This window comes from Alsobacter soli (genome assembly GCF_003004785.1).
Taxonomy (GTDB): domain Bacteria; phylum Pseudomonadota; class Alphaproteobacteria; order Rhizobiales; family Beijerinckiaceae; genus Alsobacter; species Alsobacter soli.
This window is the reverse complement of record NZ_PVZS01000030.1, coordinates 1-15,009: the sequence shown is the minus strand read 5'-3', so window position 1 is coordinate 15,009 and position 15,009 is coordinate 1. Positions and strand designations below refer to the sequence as shown.

Below are 15,009 nucleotides of genomic sequence, written 5' to 3'. Positions count from 1 at the left end.
GATGGAATACGTTCTCCTGGTCCTGATGGCGCTCGCCATCCCGTTGCTCGGCCTGGTCGGGTTCTTCCGAACCGTTTCGCTGGGCCGCCAGATCCTCTTGCTGGAGGCCCGCCTCGCCAGGGCGGAACGGGCCCTTGCCGAGGCGGGGGCCGCGGGCGAACGGACTGCGGCAGCGACCGAGCGCGAAGAGCAGCCGGAACAGGCGGCTGCGACTCTGGCCGAGGAGGAGCAGGAAGAGGTGGCCGCCGCCGAGCCGCAAGGGGCAGCTGGGCCGCCGGCCGCCGTAGCGGCGGGGACGCGACTCCCGCCCCGCTCGCTGGAGGAAACCCTCGGCACGCGGTGGGCCGTCTGGCTGGGCGGCCTGGCGCTGGCGCTCGGCGGCTTGTTCCTGGTTCGCTATTCCATCGAGCAGAACCTGTTCGGGCCCGGCGCACGGATCGCGGCGGGCGGGCTGTTCGCGGCCGCGCTGCTCGCCGTGGGCGAGTACCTGCGCCGCTCCGAGCGCGGCCTGGGCCCAGCCGCGGCGGTGATCCCGACCGCCCATGCGCCCAGCGTGCTGACGGCGGCGGGCACCATCAGCGCCTTCGGCGTGGTGTACGCCGCCCACGCCCTTTACGGCATGATCGGCCCGGCGATCGGCTTCACCCTGATGGGAGCGATCGCGCTCGCCACGCTGGCCGCGGCCGCCCTCCATGGGCCGGCGCTCGCCAGCCTCGGGCTGGTCGGAGCCTTCGCGGTTCCGCTGCTCGTGGATTCGCACAACCCGGAGCCCTGGCCGGTCGTGCTCTACCTCATCGCGGTCGCGGCCGCCGGCTACGCGCAGGCGCGTTTGCGGCGGTGGATCTGGATCGCGCGGGCGACGGCGCTTGGCGCCGTGCTGTGGGGCCTGGCCTTTCTCGGGCTGCGGGGCCCGGACCTTGCCGCCATGGTGGCGCATGTGCTTGTCCAGACCGCGCTTGCTGCCTTCTTCCTGGCGCTGGAACCCTATCGCGGGGCGGAGGACGCGGACGCCGCGCCCGATCCGCTGGCGCTCGGCGCGCTGGCCGCCTTCGCGGCGCTGGCCGGGCTCGGGTTGCAGGATCCCGAGCTCGGGTCCTGGCGCCTCGTTCTCGGCGGCGGCGCCTTCCTCGTGCAGTTCGGGACCGCCCTGAGGGTCGCGCCCGCGGCTGGCGGGGCGCTGTTCGCGGCCGCCGTGGCTGGCGCGATGCTGTGGGGCTGGCCCGTGCTGGCGGAAGCGGCGGCCGAGGGCCCGACCGTGCTGCCAGGCGCGCCCTCGCGGCCGCCCATGCCGACGGCGCTCTGGCTGTTCCTGCTGTCGGGGACCCTATGCGGCGGCGCGCTCGCGGCGCTCGGCTGGGCCCGCCTCATGCGCAGCGCCGCCCTGCCCCGGCTCGCGGCCGCCCTCTACGCGGCAGCCGCGACGGTCGGGCCGCTGGCGCTGATGACACTGGCCTGGCATCGGATCGACGGCTTCGATCGCTCGATCCCCTTCGCGCTCGCGGCCGGCGGCCTGGGCCTCGCCTTTGTGGTCGCGGCGCGGACTTTCCGCACCGGCGAGGAGACGGCCTGCTGGGCGTCGCTGGTCGGGCTCGAAGGCTTCGCGGCCGGGGCGCTGGGCGCCCTGGCGCTCGGGCTCACCATGGCCCTGGAGAAGGGCTCGCTCACGGCCGCGCTGGCGCTGTCGGCGCTGGGCGCCGCCTGGGTCACCACGCAGGCGCGGCTCGGGCTGCTGCGCTACGCCATCGGCGTGCTGGGCGTGGTCGTGGCGGCGCGGCTCGGCTGGAACACGGCCCTGATCGGCGACGATATCGGCTCCCTGCCGGTGCTCAACTGGCTGCTGTGGGCCTATGGCGTCCCGGCGCTCGCCTTTGCTCTGGCCTCCGTTCTGCTGCGGCGGCAGCGGGACGACCAGGTGGTCGCGCTGACGGAGGCGCTGGCCCTGGCCCTCGCGGCGCTGCTCGTGTTCTTCGAGATCCGCCACGCCCTGACCGGGCGCATCGACTCGCCGCGGACAGACCATCTCGAGATGGGATTGCAGGTGGTGAGCTCCCTGCTGTTCGGGCTCGTCACCGTGAAGCTCGAAGCCTTCCGGCGCAGCGCCGTGCTGCGCATCGGCAGCTATGTTTTCGGCGGCCTGGCGTTGGCCGGCTCGCTCGCGGGTCTCGTCGCGATGGAGAACCCCCTGTTCAGCCGGCGCGACGAGGTGATCGGGGGCGCGGTGTTCAACTCGCTTCTGCTCGCCTACCTGATGCCCGCGCTGGCCGCCTTCTGGCTCGGCCGCGCCGCCCGGGGTAGGCGGCCCGCGTGGTTCGTGGGCGCAGCCGTGGCGCTCGGAGCGGCCCTGCAACTGCTGTGGACGGTGCTGGAGATCCGGCGCCTTTTCCAGGGATCCGACATCAACTTCCTCCACCACACAAGCGAGGCGGAGCTCTACACCTATACGGCCGCGTTCCTGCTCATGGGGCTGGTCCTGCTGGCCTACGGCGTGCTGCGCGGGTCGCGTCCGGTGAGGCTGGTGTCCGGGGCCTACATCCTGCTGGCGATCGGAAAGGCCTTCCTGGTGGACATGAGCGGGCTGGAAGGCCCGCTGCGGGCGCTGTCCTTCATCGGGCTCGGCGCCGCGCTGGTCGGCATCGGGCTCGTCTACCAGAAGTGGATCTTCGGGCGGCCGCCGTCCTCTCCGGCGGCCCCCGACGCGCCCTCGCCGGCCGAGTAGGCGTCAGAGGCCCAGCACGCTCTCCGGCGTGACCACCGGCAAGCCGTGCGCCTCGCCGACCGGAGCGCAGGTGAGCTGGCCGTCGTGCACGTTCAGGCCCGCGCGCAGATGCGGATCCTCCTCCAGCGCCTGGCGCCAGCCCTTGTCGGCGAGCGCCAGGGTGAAGGGCAGCGTCACATTGTTGAGCGCGAAGGTGGAGGTGCGCGCCACCGCTCCCGGCATGTTGGCCACGCAGTAATGGACCACGTCGTCGACCACGTAGGTGGGATCGTCGTGGGTCGTGGCGTGGGAGGTCTCGCAGCAGCCGCCCTGGTCGATGGCCACGTCGACGATCACCGATCCCGGCTTCATGGTCTTCAGCATGTCGCGGGTGACGAGCTTCGGCGCGGCCGCGCCCGGCACCAGCACGCAGCCGATCACCAGGTCCGCCCGCGTCACTAGATCCCGCATGGCGTCGCGGGTCGAGAACACCGTGTGGACGCGGGAGCCGAACTGCGCTGAAAGCCGGCGCAGCGCTTCGGCCGAACGGTCCACCACCGTGACGTTCGCCCCCATGCCGATCGCGATCGTGGCCGCGTGCATGCCGGAAACGCCGCCGCCCAGGATCAGCACCTCGGCCGCGGGCACGCCCGGCACGCCGCCCAGCAGCACGCCGCGGCCGCCGGCCGCCTTCTCCAGGCAGTGAGCCCCGACCTGCGGGGCCAGGCGGCCCGCCACCTCCGACATGGGGGTGAGCAGCGGGAGGCCGCCCGACGGCGAGGTGACGGTCTCGTAGGCGATGCAGGTGGCGCCGGAGGCGAGAAGGTCCTGAGTCTGCTCCAGGTCGGGCGCGAGGTGGAGGTAGGTGAAGAGCACCTGGCCGCGGCGCAGCTTCTTGCGCTCCCCGGCCAGGGGCTCCTTGACCTTGACCACAATGTCCGCCGCCGACCAGACCGCATCCGCATCGGACGCGATCGACGCCCCGGCCGCCACGTAGTCGCTGTCGGGTATGCCGGAGCCGAGCCCGGCTCCGGTCTCAACCAGCACCTTGTGGCCATGATGGACCAGTTCGGCCGCGGCGGACGGGACGAGGCCGACCCGGTATTCGTGATTTTTGATTTCGCTGGGCACGCCGACGAGCATGGGACCCTCCCCCATTCGGTGTCGCTGGCGAAAGTTTAATCCGGCCGCGCGGCGCGAGGCGCCAATTGGGCCTTCGCGACCGCGAAATCCAGGCATAACATTGCGTCAATCTGACGAGGGGGCGTCATCAATGCGAATTCCGGAACTGGACGCGCGCGATCGTGCGATCCTGAAGCTGCTCCAGCAGGACGGGCGGATCACCAACGCGGACCTGGCCGAGAAGGTGCACCTGTCGCCCTCGGCGTGCCTGCGCCGCGTCAAGCTGCTGGAAGAATCCGGCCTCGTCAAAGGCACCGTGATGCTGCTGGACGAGGCGGCGGCGGGCCTCCCCGGCGCCGCCTTCGTGTTCGTCACCCTCGACCAGCAGGGCCGGCAGAGCCTCGACGCCTTTGAGGCCGCCGTGGGTCGCCACCCCGAGATCCTGGAGTGCTACCTGCTGGCCGGCACCGCGGACTACCTGCTGCGCGTGGTGTTCGCCGACACGGCCGACTTCGAGCGCATCCACCGCAACGTGCTTACCACCCTGCCGGGGGTGGTGCGGGTGCAGTCCACCCTGGCGCTTCGGACCGTGAAGCGGACGACGGCGCTGCCGATTTGAGGATGGGCTGGCGCTCCTCCCGCCGCGAGCAGGCGCCAAGGCTTCCGGGATAACGTCGAGACAGTGGAACCTGCGCCGTCATCCCCGGCGGCGCGAAGCGCCGGGAAGGGGATCCAGGGGCAAGGCGCGCATGGCCCTGGATCCCCTTCCCCTCCGCCGCTCCGCGGCTCCGGCCGGGGATGACGGTTCCAGTGAGACGTGGCCAGGCCCAACAGCAGAGACGCCCCCGCAGGGTTGCAACCTTGCTCACGCCGGCCGATATACGGCGCACACCGCAGGGAGAGTCCTCGTGACCGACGCCGCACAGCCGACCGCGCCCGCCGCAGACATCGCCGCCATGCCGTTCGAAGCCGCCCTGGCGGAGCTCGAGGAGATCGTGGGCAGGCTGGAGCGCGGGAACGTCGCGCTGGAGGACTCGATCGCGATCTACGAGCGTGGCGAAGCGCTGAAGAAGCATTGCGAGGGTCTGCTTCGGAAAGCGGAAGCACGGGTCGAGAAGATCACGCTGTCAGCCGACGGCCGGCCGCGCGGGGTGGAACCGCTCGACGTGGACCGTTAAGCGCCGCGGTCCTGCGACCCTGGATCAATTGTGCCGCCCAGTCGTTTTCGTGTAGACGGTCCTTTGGCAATTGGGGGCCAACGTTCCCCGACAGGTCCCGATGTGACGATTTCTCCCGCCTCCTCGTCCAAGACCCCGCTTCTCGACCAGGTCAGCGAACCGCACGACCTGCGCCGGCTCGAGCCCGCGCAACTGCGCCAGCTCGCCGACGAGTTGCGGACGGAGACGATCGACGCCGTGTCGGTGACGGGGGGACATCTCGGCGCAGGCCTCGGCGTGGTGGAGCTGACGGTCGCCCTGCACTACGTCTTCAACACGCCGGACGACCGCATCATCTGGGACGTCGGGCACCAGGCCTATCCGCACAAGATCCTGACCGGGCGGCGCGACCGCATCCGCACCCTGCGACAGGGCGGCGGGCTCTCAGGCTTCACCAAGCGCGCCGAGAGCGACTACGACCCCTTCGGCGCGGCGCACTCGTCCACCTCCATCTCGGCCGGCCTCGGCATGGCGGTGGCGCGCGACCTCGACGGGCGCAAGAACAACGTCGTGGCGGTGATCGGCGACGGCGCGATGTCGGCGGGCATGGCCTACGAGGCCATGAACAACGCCGGCGCGATGGATTCGCGCCTGATCGTCATCCTGAACGACAACGACATGTCGATCGCCCCGCCGGTCGGCGCCATGTCGGCCTACCTGTCGCGCCTGCTGTCCGGCCGCGCCTACCTGACCCTGCGCGACATCGGCAAGCAGGTGACCGGGCACCTGCCCAAGAGCATCGACCGCACCATCACGCGCGCCGTGGAGCACGCGCGTGGGTTCCTGACGGGCGGGACGCTGTTCGAGGAGTTGGGCTTCTACTACGTGGGCCCGATCGACGGGCACAACCTGGAGCACCTCCTTCCCGTCCTGAAGAACGTTCGCGACCGCCAGGCCGGCCCTGTGCTGGTCCACGTCGTCACCCAGAAGGGCAAAGGCTATCCGCCGGCCGAGGCCAGCGCCGACAAGTACCACGGCGTGAACACCTTCGACGTGGTGACGGGCGCGCAGGCGAAGCCGAAGGCCAACGCCCCGTCCTACACGCGCGTCTTTGCCGACACGCTGATCAAGGCCGCGCGCGAGGACGACAAGATCCTGGCCATCACGGCCGCCATGCCGACGGGTACGGGCCTCGACCTGTTCGGCAAGGAGTTCCCGACGCGCACCTTCGACGTCGGCATCGCCGAGCAGCACGCGGTGACCTTCGCGGCGGGCCTGGCCACCGAGGGCTACAAGCCGTTCTGCGCGATCTACTCGACTTTCCTTCAGCGCGCCTACGACCAGGTCGTGCACGACGTCGCCATCCAGAAGCTGCCGGTGCGCTTCGCGATCGACCGCGCCGGGCTGGTGGGAGCAGACGGCCCCACGCATGCCGGGTCGTTCGACGTGGCCTATCTGGGCTGCGTGCCCGACATGGTGATCATGGCCGCCGCGGACGAGGCCGAGCTCGTCCACATGACGGCGACGGCCGTGGCCTTCGACGAAGGCCCCATCGCGTTCCGTTATCCGCGTGGCGAAGGCGTGGGCGTGGACATGCCCGAGGTCGGCCAGGTTCTGCCGATCGGCAAGGGCCGCATCGTGCGCGAGGGCTCGCGCATCGCCCTGCTGTCGCTCGGCACCCGGCTGGCCGAGTGCCTGAAGGCGTCCGACGACCTGGCCGCGCTGGGGCTCTCGACGACCGTCGCAGACGCGCGTTTCGCCAAGCCGCTGGACAAGGCCCTCGTGGAGCGGCTGGCGCGCGAGCACGAAGTCCTGATCACCGTGGAGGAAGGCTCCGTCGGCGGCTTCGGATCGTTCGTGCTGCACCACCTCGCCGAGGTCGGGGCCCTGGACAAGGGCCTGCGCGTGCGCAGCCTCGTGCTGCCGGACGTCTGGCTCGACCAGGACAAGCCGGACCGCATGTACGCCAAGGCTGGCCTCGACGCGAAGGGCATCGTGGCCAAGGTGCTGGAAGCCCTCGGCAAGGACGAAACGGCGGCCGCGAAGGCCGCCAGCCTCATCGCCTGATCCTTCCTACTTGATGGCCGCGCAGGCCACGCGGGCGCCCGCGTTGCCGATGGGCTGCGCGGCGTGGTCGTCCTCGCTGGCGTGGATCACGAAGGCCGAGCCGTCGGCGTCCTTGAGGCCGTTGGCGCCCGAGAGCTTCACGAAGGGCGTGAACAGCTCCGCGTTCACGGAGCCGTCCGCGGCGGCGTAGAGGTTCGGCAGGTCGCCATTGTCCGGGCCCTCGGCGTTCAGCAGGCCGTGCTTCCTGTTGTCGTGGTTCACGTGCGCCTTGGAGGCCATGAACTTGTCCGTGTCGCTGCAGTCGCCGACGGCGTGCATGTGGGCGCCATGCCAGCCAGGCTGGAGCGCGCCGGCCTTCAGGGAGACGCGGATCACGACCCCGGCCTGGGAACCGCGCAGCTGGATCGTTCCGATGGACGCGCCCTTGTTGTCCACCACGGAGGCTTCGGCGGTTTCCTGGGCGTGGGCCAGACCGGCGAGGCCGGCGACGAGGGGCAGGCCGGCAAGGAGCGCGGCGACGTGGCGATGCATTCAAGAACTCCCTGTGTTGTTTTGTTCGCCGTCGGGAGGCTTCGCCCGCGGCCGGGGCATGCTATAGGACCCGCCGCCGCACACCAATGTGCGTCGCGGCGCAGCCCGAAATCCTGAAGCCCCATGACCCGCGCCTCCCCCGTCGAATCGACCGCCGCCCCCGCCCGCTCGCCGCGCGCGGACGTTGCGCTCGTCGAGCGCGGCTTCTTCGAGAGCCGCGCCAAGGCGCAGGAAGCGATCGCGGCGGGGCTCGTGACCGTCGATGGCGCGCTCGTGCGCAAGGCGTCCGAGGCCATCCCGGTAACCGCAACCGTGCGAGCCGAGCAGCCCTATCCGTGGGTGTCGCGCGGCGGCCTCAAGCTCGCGGCGGCGCTGGCGCGCTTCGGCTACGACCCGCGGGACCGGTTCTGCCTCGATGTCGGCTCGTCTACCGGGGGCTTTTCGCATGTCCTGCTGACGCTGGGCGCGCGCGCCATCACGGCCGTGGACGTAGGCCATGGCCAGCTGCACCGGACCGTGCGCGAGGATCCGCGCGTGACCTCGCTGGAGGGGCGGGACGCCCGCACGCTGCAGGCGGCCGATCTCGCGGAGTCGCCGTCCCTGCTCACCTTCGATCTCAGCTTCATCTCGCTGAAGCTTGTTCTGCCTCATGTTCTTGCGCTCGCGGCTCCGGACGCCGCCATGGTGGCGCTGATCAAGCCGCAGTTCGAGGCCGGACGCGAAAAGGTCCGCAAGGGGATCGTGAAGGACCCTGCCATGCATGTGGCCGTGTGTGACGACATCGAGAAGCTGGTGCGCCGGCTCGGCTGGCTGCCGGACGGCGTGATCGCCTCGCCCGTGCCGGGCGGCGACGGCAACCGTGAATTCCTTATTGGCGCACGGCGCGGCGCCTTCCCGGCCGCCCATGGCTGAGCGGCTTCTCATCGAGCGCCTGGGGCAGCGGGGCGACGGCGTCGCGGCGACGCCGCATGGGCTGGTCTATGTGCCCTACGCCCTGCCGGGCGAGACCGTGCTAGCGGAGGTGGAGGGAGACCGGGGGCGGCTGCTCTCCGTCGAGTCGCCGTCCCCTGCCCGGGTTGCGGCGCCCTGCGGCCTGTTCGGGACCTGCGGCGGTTGCGCCGCGCAGCATCTCGCGCCCACCGACTACGAGGCCTGGAAGACGGGCCAGGTCGCGGCCGTGTTGCGGCAGGCAGGGCTGGAAACCGAAATCCGTCCCCTGGTCCATGCCCATGGCGCCGGGCGGCGCCGGGTGGTGTTCCACGCGAGGCGCGTCGAGACGGACGGGCGCAGCCGGATCGCCGTGGGTTTCATGGCGGCGCGCTCGCACGCGCTGGTCCCCATCACGGCGTGCCCTCTGCTCGTCCCAGAGCTGGCGCGGGCGCCGGAAGCGGCGCTGGCGCTGGCGGAGGCCTGCTCCAAGAGCGCCAAGCCCCTCGACATCCAGGTCACGGCCACGCTGGGCGGGCTCGACGTGGACCTGCGGGGGCACGGCCCCGCCTCGCCGAAGCTGCGCAGCGAGCTGGTGCAGCTGGCCGAGCGGCTCGACCTGGCGCGCCTCACGATGCACGGCGACCTGATCGTCGGCCGGCGGCCTGCAGCGGTGCAGATCGGCCGGGCCGAGGTGGAGCTGCCGCCAGGCGGTTTCCTGCAGGCCACCGCCGCCGGCGAGGAGGCCCTTGCCTCGCTCGTGCTGGAGGCGCTGCCCAAGGCCAAGCGGGTGGCGGACCTGTTCGCGGGCGTCGGGCCGTTTGCGCTGCGCATCGCCGAGCGGGCGGCGGTCCACGCGGTCGAGGGCAAGGCTGCGGCCATGCTGGCCCTGTCGAACGCCGTGCGGCGCACGCAGGGGCTGAAGCCGCTGACTGTCGAGACGCGCGACCTGTTCCGCCGGCCGCTCATGGGGCCCGAGCTCAAGGACTACGACGCCGTCGTCTTCGACCCCCCCAGGGCGGGCGCGGAGGCGCAGGCGCGCCAACTCGCGGCTTCGCAGGTTCCCACCGTCGTCGCCGTCTCGTGCAACCCGGCCAGCTTCGCGCGGGACGCCGCCATCCTCGCCGCCGGCGGCTACGCCTTGACGGGCGTGACCCCGGTCGACCAATTCCGCTACGCCGCCCACGTGGAGCTCGTGGGCGTCTTCCAACGCCCCCGGACCACCCGGGCGCGCCGCACCCTGGGATAACGCCATGCTGGACGCAGCCGCCGTCGTCGCCCAACTCGCCGCCATCGTGGGCGAGAAATACGCCTTCGCCGATCCCGAGGCGATGGCGCCCTACCTGGTCGAGTGGCGCGGGCTTTATCGCGGCAAGGCGCTCTGCGTGGTGCGCCCCGGCTCCGTCGAGGAGGTCTCTCGGGTGCTGACCCTCGCCAACATGCAGGGCAGGAAGGTGATCCCGCAGGGCGGCAACACCGGCCTCGTGGGCGCCCAGGTGCCGCACGAGAGCGGCGATGAGATCGTGCTGTCCCTCAACCGCATGGATCGCATCCGCGAGGTCGACCCGCTGTCGGACACGATGGTGGTGGAGGCCGGCGTCACCCTGCTCCGCGCCCAGGAGGCGGCGGAGGGCGCCGACCGGCTGTTCCCCCTGTCGCTCGCGTCGGAGGGCACCTGCACCATCGGCGGGAACCTCGGCAGCAACGCCGGCGGCACGGCGGTGCTGGCCTATGGAAATGCCCGAGACCTCGTGCTCGGCCTCGAGGTGGTGCTGGCCGACGGCCGCGTGTGGCATGGCCTGGGCAAGCTCCGGAAGGACAACACCGGCTACGACCTGAAGAACCTGTTCATCGGCGCCGAGGGCACGCTGGGCGTCATCACCGCCGCGGTGCTGAAGCTGTTCCCGCGGCCCCGCCAGATGGTGACGGCGATGTGCGGCCTCCCGACGCCTGCGGCGGCGCTGAGCCTGCTCGGCCGCGCCAAGGCGGTGGCGGGCAACAACGTGACCACGTTCGAGCTCGTGCCGCGGCTCGGCATCGAGATGTCGGTCAACTACATGGGCTGCCGCGATCCGCTGCAGGGCCAGCACCCCTGGTACGCGCTGGTGGAGCTCTCCTCCGCCCGGGACGAGGGCCTCGAGGGGGCCCTGGAGGAGATCCTGGGCGCCGCCATGGAGGCCGGCGAAGTCGAGGACGCGGTGATCGCCACCTCGCTCGACCAGCGCAACGCGCTGTGGAAGCTGCGCGAGACGCTGTCCGAGGCTCAGGGATTCGAGGGCGGCTCGGTCAAGCACGACATCGCGCTGCCGCTCGCCTGCATCCCGCAGTTCATCGAGGAGTGCAACGCCGCCCTGGAGCAGGCCATGCCGGGGTGCCGGCCCCTGCCCTTCGGGCACATGGGCGACGGCAACCTGCACTACAACGTCACCCAGCCCGTGGGGATGGACAAGCAGGCTTTCCTGGCCCGCTGGGACGAGCTCAACCGAGTGGTGCACGGGCTGACCGCCCGCTACGGCGGCTCGATCTCGGCCGAGCACGGCATCGGCCGGCTGAAGCGCCACCTCCTGGCCGAGGTGAAGGACCCGGTCGCCCTGGAGATGATGCGCGCCATCAAGGCGACCCTCGACCCCAAGGGCATCCTGAACCCCGGCAAGGTGCTTTGAGCGGGGCTCAGGATCTCGCCCTGCTGCCAAGGTCGCGTGAGCAAGCCACGCCAGACACATATGCGCCGTCATCCCCGGCGCGCCGCAGGCGCGGCAAGGGGATCCAGGGGGAAGGCGCGCATGGCCCCTGGATCCCCTTCCCCTCCGCCGCTCCGCGGCTCCTGCCGGGGATGACGGCCGCGGATTGGCTTAACCCCCCGCAAACGCCCTTGCGCCACTCTGGACCCATGCGCCCTCGCGCGCCTGGAGATTCGCCGTGGCGATCGGCGCCCTTTCATCGCAGGTCGTTGCGCAGCCTGGCTCGGACGCCGGGGCGCCGGCGCTCAAGCCGGGGGACGTGATCGCGGCGCGCGTGGCGGCCATCCTGCAGGATGGGCTGGCGCGCCTGATCACCGATCTCGGGACGATCGAAGCCGCCATCCCGGCGGGAGTGGCCGAGGGCGCCACGGTGAAACTGGCCGTCGCCCAGGCAGGTTCGCGCCTCACGCTCCGGATCCAGCCCGACTCTCCGGACCAGAACGGCCCGACTGCCGGCGCGACCAGCCCCAAGGGCCAGGCCATATCCGAGCCGGCCGCTGTCGTGATCACGCGCGCAGGCGCCGAGGCGTCCGCCGACCAGCCGCCCCCGAAGCCGTCCCCCGCGGCCGCGCTGGCCGGCGCCGTCGCCAAGGCCGCCGCGACACAGGCGCCTCCTTCCGAGATCGTGACGACGCTCCGCGCGGCCCTGGCTGACCCACGGACGGCAGCCACGCTTCCGGCCGAAGCGGCTGCGGCTGCGCGCAGCCTGCTCGCCGGCGCGCTGGACGGCACGAGGCCGATCGACGCGTCCCGCATTCGCGAGCTGGCGCAGGCCTCCGGCCTGTTCTCCGAAGCGCGCGCCGCGGCCGGGCGTCCCGCGGCCGGAGACGCCAAGGCCCTGATGCTGGCGCTCAGGGCGGCGCTCGACGGAGAGACCGTCGAGATGGCGCCCCTCCCTGTAGCCTCCGCCAAGCCTGCCGCCGTTTCGCAAGGCGCGCCGAGCGTTGGACTGCCGGCGGATGAAGGCGACGTCTCTCGGCCTGCCGATGCTCCGGCCGGACGTGCCGCGCAGGCGGCGGCGCCTGACAGCAAGGCCGACGGACAGGCCCCCGCGCCACGCCCGCAGGCGCCCGCCTTTGAAACAGCGACGGAATTTGCAGCTGCCCTGAAGGCTCCCATCGGCGACGCCCGGCTTTTGACGCTCGCGCTGCGGGCGGCCCTGGCGCAACCCCTGCCGGTCCCCTCGGCGTCAACGGATCCAAGTCAGCTGGCCCGTGCGCCCGCCGACCGGAGCGCAACGCCCCGCCTGCCGCCACGCGCCGACCAGGCGCCGGCGCCCGAGCCGCCAGCGCCCCTGCCCGCGCCGGCCGATCTCGCCGATCGAGTCCTGTCCCGCCTCATCGGGCAGCAGGTCGAGGCGGCGCTGGACCGCGTGCGCCTTTCCCAGGCGGCATCCCTCCCGGCCGAAGCCACGCCCACTGCAGACCAGACCGCCAAGGCGCCGGCGCAGACCTGGATCCTGGACATCCCCATCCTGCTGCCGCGGGAAACCGCCAACGCGCAGTTCCGCATCCGCAACGAGGGACGCTCGGGCGCGGCGGCGACGCCTTCCGGGCCGGCCTGGACGATCGAATTCGCCATCGACACCACGGATTCCGGCCCCATCCACGCGCGGCTGGCTCTCGGGGCCGCCGGCCTGGGCGTGACGCTGTGGGCCGAGCGCGCGGGCGCCCTCGCCCGCCTACAAGACGGCGCCGAAGCCCTGAAGACCGCCCTGGCCGACGCCGCCTTCGGCCAGGCGGAAGTCGCCGTGGTGGCCGGCGCGCCTCGCCGCGCGCCGCCGCGCTCCGGCGCTCTCATGGATCAGCGCACATGACCCGGGTGGACAGCCCCCGCGTCGCCGTGGCGCTGGAATACCGGCGTGGAACCCACAGGGCGCCACGGGTGACGGCCACGGGCCGGGGCGCGGTCGCCGAGCGCATCCTCGCCGTGGCGGAGGAGAACGGCGTTCCCCTGCAGGAGAACGCGGCCCTCGCCGAAGCGCTCTCGCGCGTGCCGCTCGACGACGAGATCCCGGAGGAGCTCTACCGCGCCGTGGCCGAAGTGCTCACGTTCGTGCTCCGGGTGACGCGGCGGGTTTAAGCCGGCCGGACCAGGGGACCTCGCTTCCTGCCCCCTGCCGTCTTTGCGAGGAGCGAAGCGACGATGCAATCCAGCGGCCATTGGGCGCAAGCATTTTGGATCGCGGCCCGTCCCCTCTGGATCGCTTCGCTGCGCTCGCAATGACGGGACCGGGACGCGCCTATGTCAGGCCTGCGATCATGCTCGCCTGGGGCGAGGCCACGTAGGACCACGGGCCGACCTCGTCGGCCCCGCCGGGGGTCACGCTCCAGCCCTGGCTCTTGTAGAAGGCGAGCGCGTTGAAGTTCTTCTGCTGGCACTTGAGCCAGACGCGCGGGCCCAGCACCGCCATGGAGTGGGCCAGCAGGGCGCGGCCGACGCCCTTCCGGTGCTCGGCCGGGTCCACGAAGAGCAAGTGGATGAAGCGCTCCTCGGGGCACAGCGACAGCAGCCCCGCCACGCGGCCGCGCCGCTCCGCCACGAAGATGCTCTCGTCCAGCGAGTCCCTCTCGAAATCCTCGGGCTGGAAGGTCTCCGGCGGCCGCCAGGGAAAGGCCACCCTGCGCGCTTCCACATAGATCCGGGCGCAGGCCTGCAGGTCGCGCGCCTGATAGGGGCGGATCGCAATGGCGCTCCTGTCGCGCCCGATGCGGGGCGCGGCGCTCAGAACAGGCTCCCCTGGGCGGGCGCGGCCGAAGAGGCCGCCGCGGTCTTGCGGGCGGGCGCGGGCCGAGCCGCGGGCCGCTCCGGCCGGGGCAGGCGCGGATCGCAGGCCTCCATCTCCAGGATCTCGTCCGGGCAGGGCCGCATGAGCGCAGCCGCCATCCGCGGGTCCTCGCCGGCGCAGTCGAGCCAGAGGTCGAACTGCTCCGGCTCGATAATCACCGGCATGCGGTCGTGCACAGCCGCCACCAGGCCGTTGGCCTGGGTCGTGACGATCAGCGCCGTGTCGATCTCGCCTCCGTCCGGGGACACATAGGTCTCCCAGAGCCCCGCGAGGGCCATGGGCTGCCCGTCCCGGCGGCGGATCAAGTAGGGCTGCTTACGGGCTGTCTTGCCCTCGCCTTCCCGGCGCCACTCGTAGAAGCCGTCCGCGGGCACGAGGCAGCGGCGACGGCGCACGGCGTTGCGGAAGGCCGGCTTGTCGGCCAACGTCTCGCAGCGGGCGTTGATCAGCAGCGGAAACTCGCGCGTGTCCTTCACCCAGGTCGGGATGAAACCCCAGCGCACCAGCTTGAAGGCGCGCCGGCCGCGCTCGTCCGTGACGATGGCGATCGGCTCGGTGGGCGAAACGTTGGTCCGCGGCGGGAAGTTCGGCTGCTCCTCGTAGCGGAACAGCGCGCGAACCTGCGCGGGCGAGGCGGTCAGGGCGAAGCGGCCACACATGCCAGCAATGTGGGCCCGATGCGCCCCCGGCGCAACCGCGGCGGTGGGCGGCCCTGGGGCCGCCTTTCACCGTCTTTGCGAGAGAGCGAAGCATTCCAGGGGCGACAGGGCGCAAACCGCAGGCGCCGGCGCGCCGGCGCTCCTGGATTGCTTCGTCGCTGCGCTCCTCGCAAGGACGGATCGACGCCGGTGGCGTCCCTCACCCCTGCGGGAGGTCCGCGGTCCGCCTCAACGCCCGACCATAAGCCGTCTTGCCGAACAGCTCCGCGCGGGCGAGCAGCTGCTCCCGCCCTATGAAGCCGTTCAGGTAGGCGATCTCCTC

General features: G+C 71.9%; 13 protein-coding genes and 1 pseudogene. 9 read left to right on the top strand and 5 right to left on the bottom strand.

All coding sequences use genetic code 11. From position 1 onward, the window contains the following. The first annotated feature begins 1 nt into the window (after position 1). The gene (locus tag SLNSH_RS20190) at positions 2 to 2,716 is read left to right on the top strand and encodes a DUF2339 domain-containing protein (protein ID WP_106339333.1); all 2,715 of its coding nucleotides are present in this window, start codon (positions 2 to 4) and stop codon (positions 2,714 to 2,716) included. A 3-nt stretch (positions 2,717 to 2,719) separates the two neighbouring features. Here SLNSH_RS20190 and ald read toward each other — a convergent pair whose 3' ends face one another. After that, positions 2,720 to 3,838: an alanine dehydrogenase gene (gene ald / locus SLNSH_RS20185; protein ID WP_106339331.1), complete on the bottom strand. Its 1,119-nt coding sequence runs from the start codon at positions 3,836 to 3,838 to the stop codon at positions 2,720 to 2,722. 136 nt (positions 3,839 to 3,974) lie between these two features. Between ald and SLNSH_RS20180 the strand changes: the two genes are divergently transcribed. The 3 genes from SLNSH_RS20180 (at position 3,975) to dxs (ending at position 7,041) form a co-directional block, all read left to right on the top strand. After that, a complete protein-coding gene (locus SLNSH_RS20180; RefSeq protein ID WP_210202549.1) occupies positions 3,975 to 4,436 on the top strand; it encodes an Lrp/AsnC family transcriptional regulator in 462 nt (153 codons plus the stop codon). A 289-nt stretch (positions 4,437 to 4,725) separates the two neighbouring features. Continuing rightward, positions 4,726 to 4,995 (top strand): exodeoxyribonuclease VII small subunit, encoded by a 270-nt coding sequence (locus SLNSH_RS25435; RefSeq protein ID WP_280954488.1) that lies wholly within the window; start codon positions 4,726 to 4,728, stop codon positions 4,993 to 4,995. A 102-nt stretch (positions 4,996 to 5,097) separates the two neighbouring features. Further along, complete coding sequence (gene dxs / locus SLNSH_RS20170; RefSeq protein WP_106339325.1) at positions 5,098 to 7,041, top strand: 1-deoxy-D-xylulose-5-phosphate synthase; 1,944 nt, start codon at positions 5,098 to 5,100, stop codon at positions 7,039 to 7,041. Positions 7,042 to 7,047: 6 nt separating this feature from the next. Here dxs and SLNSH_RS20165 read toward each other — a convergent pair whose 3' ends face one another. Continuing rightward, positions 7,048 to 7,572, bottom strand: a complete 525-nt coding sequence (locus SLNSH_RS20165) for a superoxide dismutase family protein (RefSeq protein ID WP_106339323.1) — start codon at positions 7,570 to 7,572, stop codon at positions 7,048 to 7,050. A 123-nt stretch (positions 7,573 to 7,695) separates the two neighbouring features. Between SLNSH_RS20165 and SLNSH_RS20160 the strand changes: the two genes are divergently transcribed. The 5 genes from SLNSH_RS20160 (at position 7,696) to SLNSH_RS20140 (ending at position 13,322) form a co-directional block, all read left to right on the top strand. Next, complete coding sequence (locus tag SLNSH_RS20160; protein ID WP_106339321.1) at positions 7,696 to 8,484, top strand: TlyA family RNA methyltransferase; 789 nt, start codon at positions 7,696 to 7,698, stop codon at positions 8,482 to 8,484. Beyond that, positions 8,477 to 9,748, top strand: coding sequence for a class I SAM-dependent RNA methyltransferase (locus tag SLNSH_RS20155; protein ID WP_106339420.1), 1,272 nt, complete (start codon positions 8,477 to 8,479; stop codon positions 9,746 to 9,748). The genes SLNSH_RS20160 and SLNSH_RS20155 overlap by 8 nt, the downstream gene beginning before the upstream one ends. 4 nt (positions 9,749 to 9,752) lie before the next feature. Next, positions 9,753 to 11,162, top strand: a complete 1,410-nt coding sequence (locus tag SLNSH_RS20150; protein WP_106339319.1) for an FAD-binding oxidoreductase — start codon at positions 9,753 to 9,755, stop codon at positions 11,160 to 11,162. Between the two features lie 256 nt (positions 11,163 to 11,418). Continuing rightward, a complete protein-coding gene (gene fliK / locus SLNSH_RS20145) occupies positions 11,419 to 13,056 on the top strand; it encodes a flagellar hook-length control protein FliK (RefSeq protein ID WP_106339317.1) in 1,638 nt (545 codons plus the stop codon). Next, positions 13,053 to 13,322, top strand: coding sequence for an EscU/YscU/HrcU family type III secretion system export apparatus switch protein (locus tag SLNSH_RS20140; RefSeq protein ID WP_106339315.1), 270 nt, complete (start codon positions 13,053 to 13,055; stop codon positions 13,320 to 13,322). Before fliK ends, SLNSH_RS20140 begins: the two co-directional genes overlap by 4 nt. A 160-nt stretch (positions 13,323 to 13,482) precedes the next feature. Here SLNSH_RS20140 and SLNSH_RS24985 read toward each other — a convergent pair whose 3' ends face one another. From SLNSH_RS24985 to SLNSH_RS25430, 3 genes and pseudogenes are all read right to left on the bottom strand, one after another. Next, positions 13,483 to 13,860, bottom strand: a complete 378-nt coding sequence (locus SLNSH_RS24985) for a GNAT family N-acetyltransferase (protein WP_158266834.1) — start codon at positions 13,858 to 13,860, stop codon at positions 13,483 to 13,485. Between the two features lie 104 nt (positions 13,861 to 13,964). Further along, on the bottom strand, positions 13,965 to 14,687 hold the full coding sequence (locus SLNSH_RS20130; protein ID WP_106339311.1) for an SOS response-associated peptidase: 723 nt from the start codon (positions 14,685 to 14,687) through the stop codon (positions 13,965 to 13,967). A 199-nt stretch (positions 14,688 to 14,886) separates the two neighbouring features. Then, positions 14,887 to 15,009 (bottom strand): annotated as a pseudogene (locus tag SLNSH_RS25430) (glucose-1-phosphate thymidylyltransferase RfbA); the annotation flags it as partial.

Excerpts from the sequence above, each read along its gene's own strand:
- SLNSH_RS20190 (WP_106339333.1), top strand. The coding sequence starts at position 2 with ATGGAATACGTTCTCCTGGTCCTGATGGCGCTCGCCATCCCGTTGCTC.
- ald (WP_106339331.1), bottom strand. The coding sequence starts at position 3,838 with ATGCTCGTCGGCGTGCCCAGCGAAATCAAAAATCACGAATACCGGGTC.
- SLNSH_RS20165 (WP_106339323.1), bottom strand. The coding sequence starts at position 7,572 with ATGCATCGCCACGTCGCCGCGCTCCTTGCCGGCCTGCCCCTCGTCGCC.
- SLNSH_RS20160 (WP_106339321.1), top strand. The coding sequence starts at position 7,696 with ATGACCCGCGCCTCCCCCGTCGAATCGACCGCCGCCCCCGCCCGCTCG.
- SLNSH_RS20155 (WP_106339420.1), top strand. The coding sequence starts at position 8,477 with ATGGCTGAGCGGCTTCTCATCGAGCGCCTGGGGCAGCGGGGCGACGGC.
- SLNSH_RS20150 (WP_106339319.1), top strand. The coding sequence starts at position 9,753 with ATGCTGGACGCAGCCGCCGTCGTCGCCCAACTCGCCGCCATCGTGGGC.
- SLNSH_RS20140 (WP_106339315.1), top strand. The coding sequence starts at position 13,053 with ATGACCCGGGTGGACAGCCCCCGCGTCGCCGTGGCGCTGGAATACCGG.
- SLNSH_RS20130 (WP_106339311.1), bottom strand. The coding sequence starts at position 14,687 with ATGTGTGGCCGCTTCGCCCTGACCGCCTCGCCCGCGCAGGTTCGCGCG.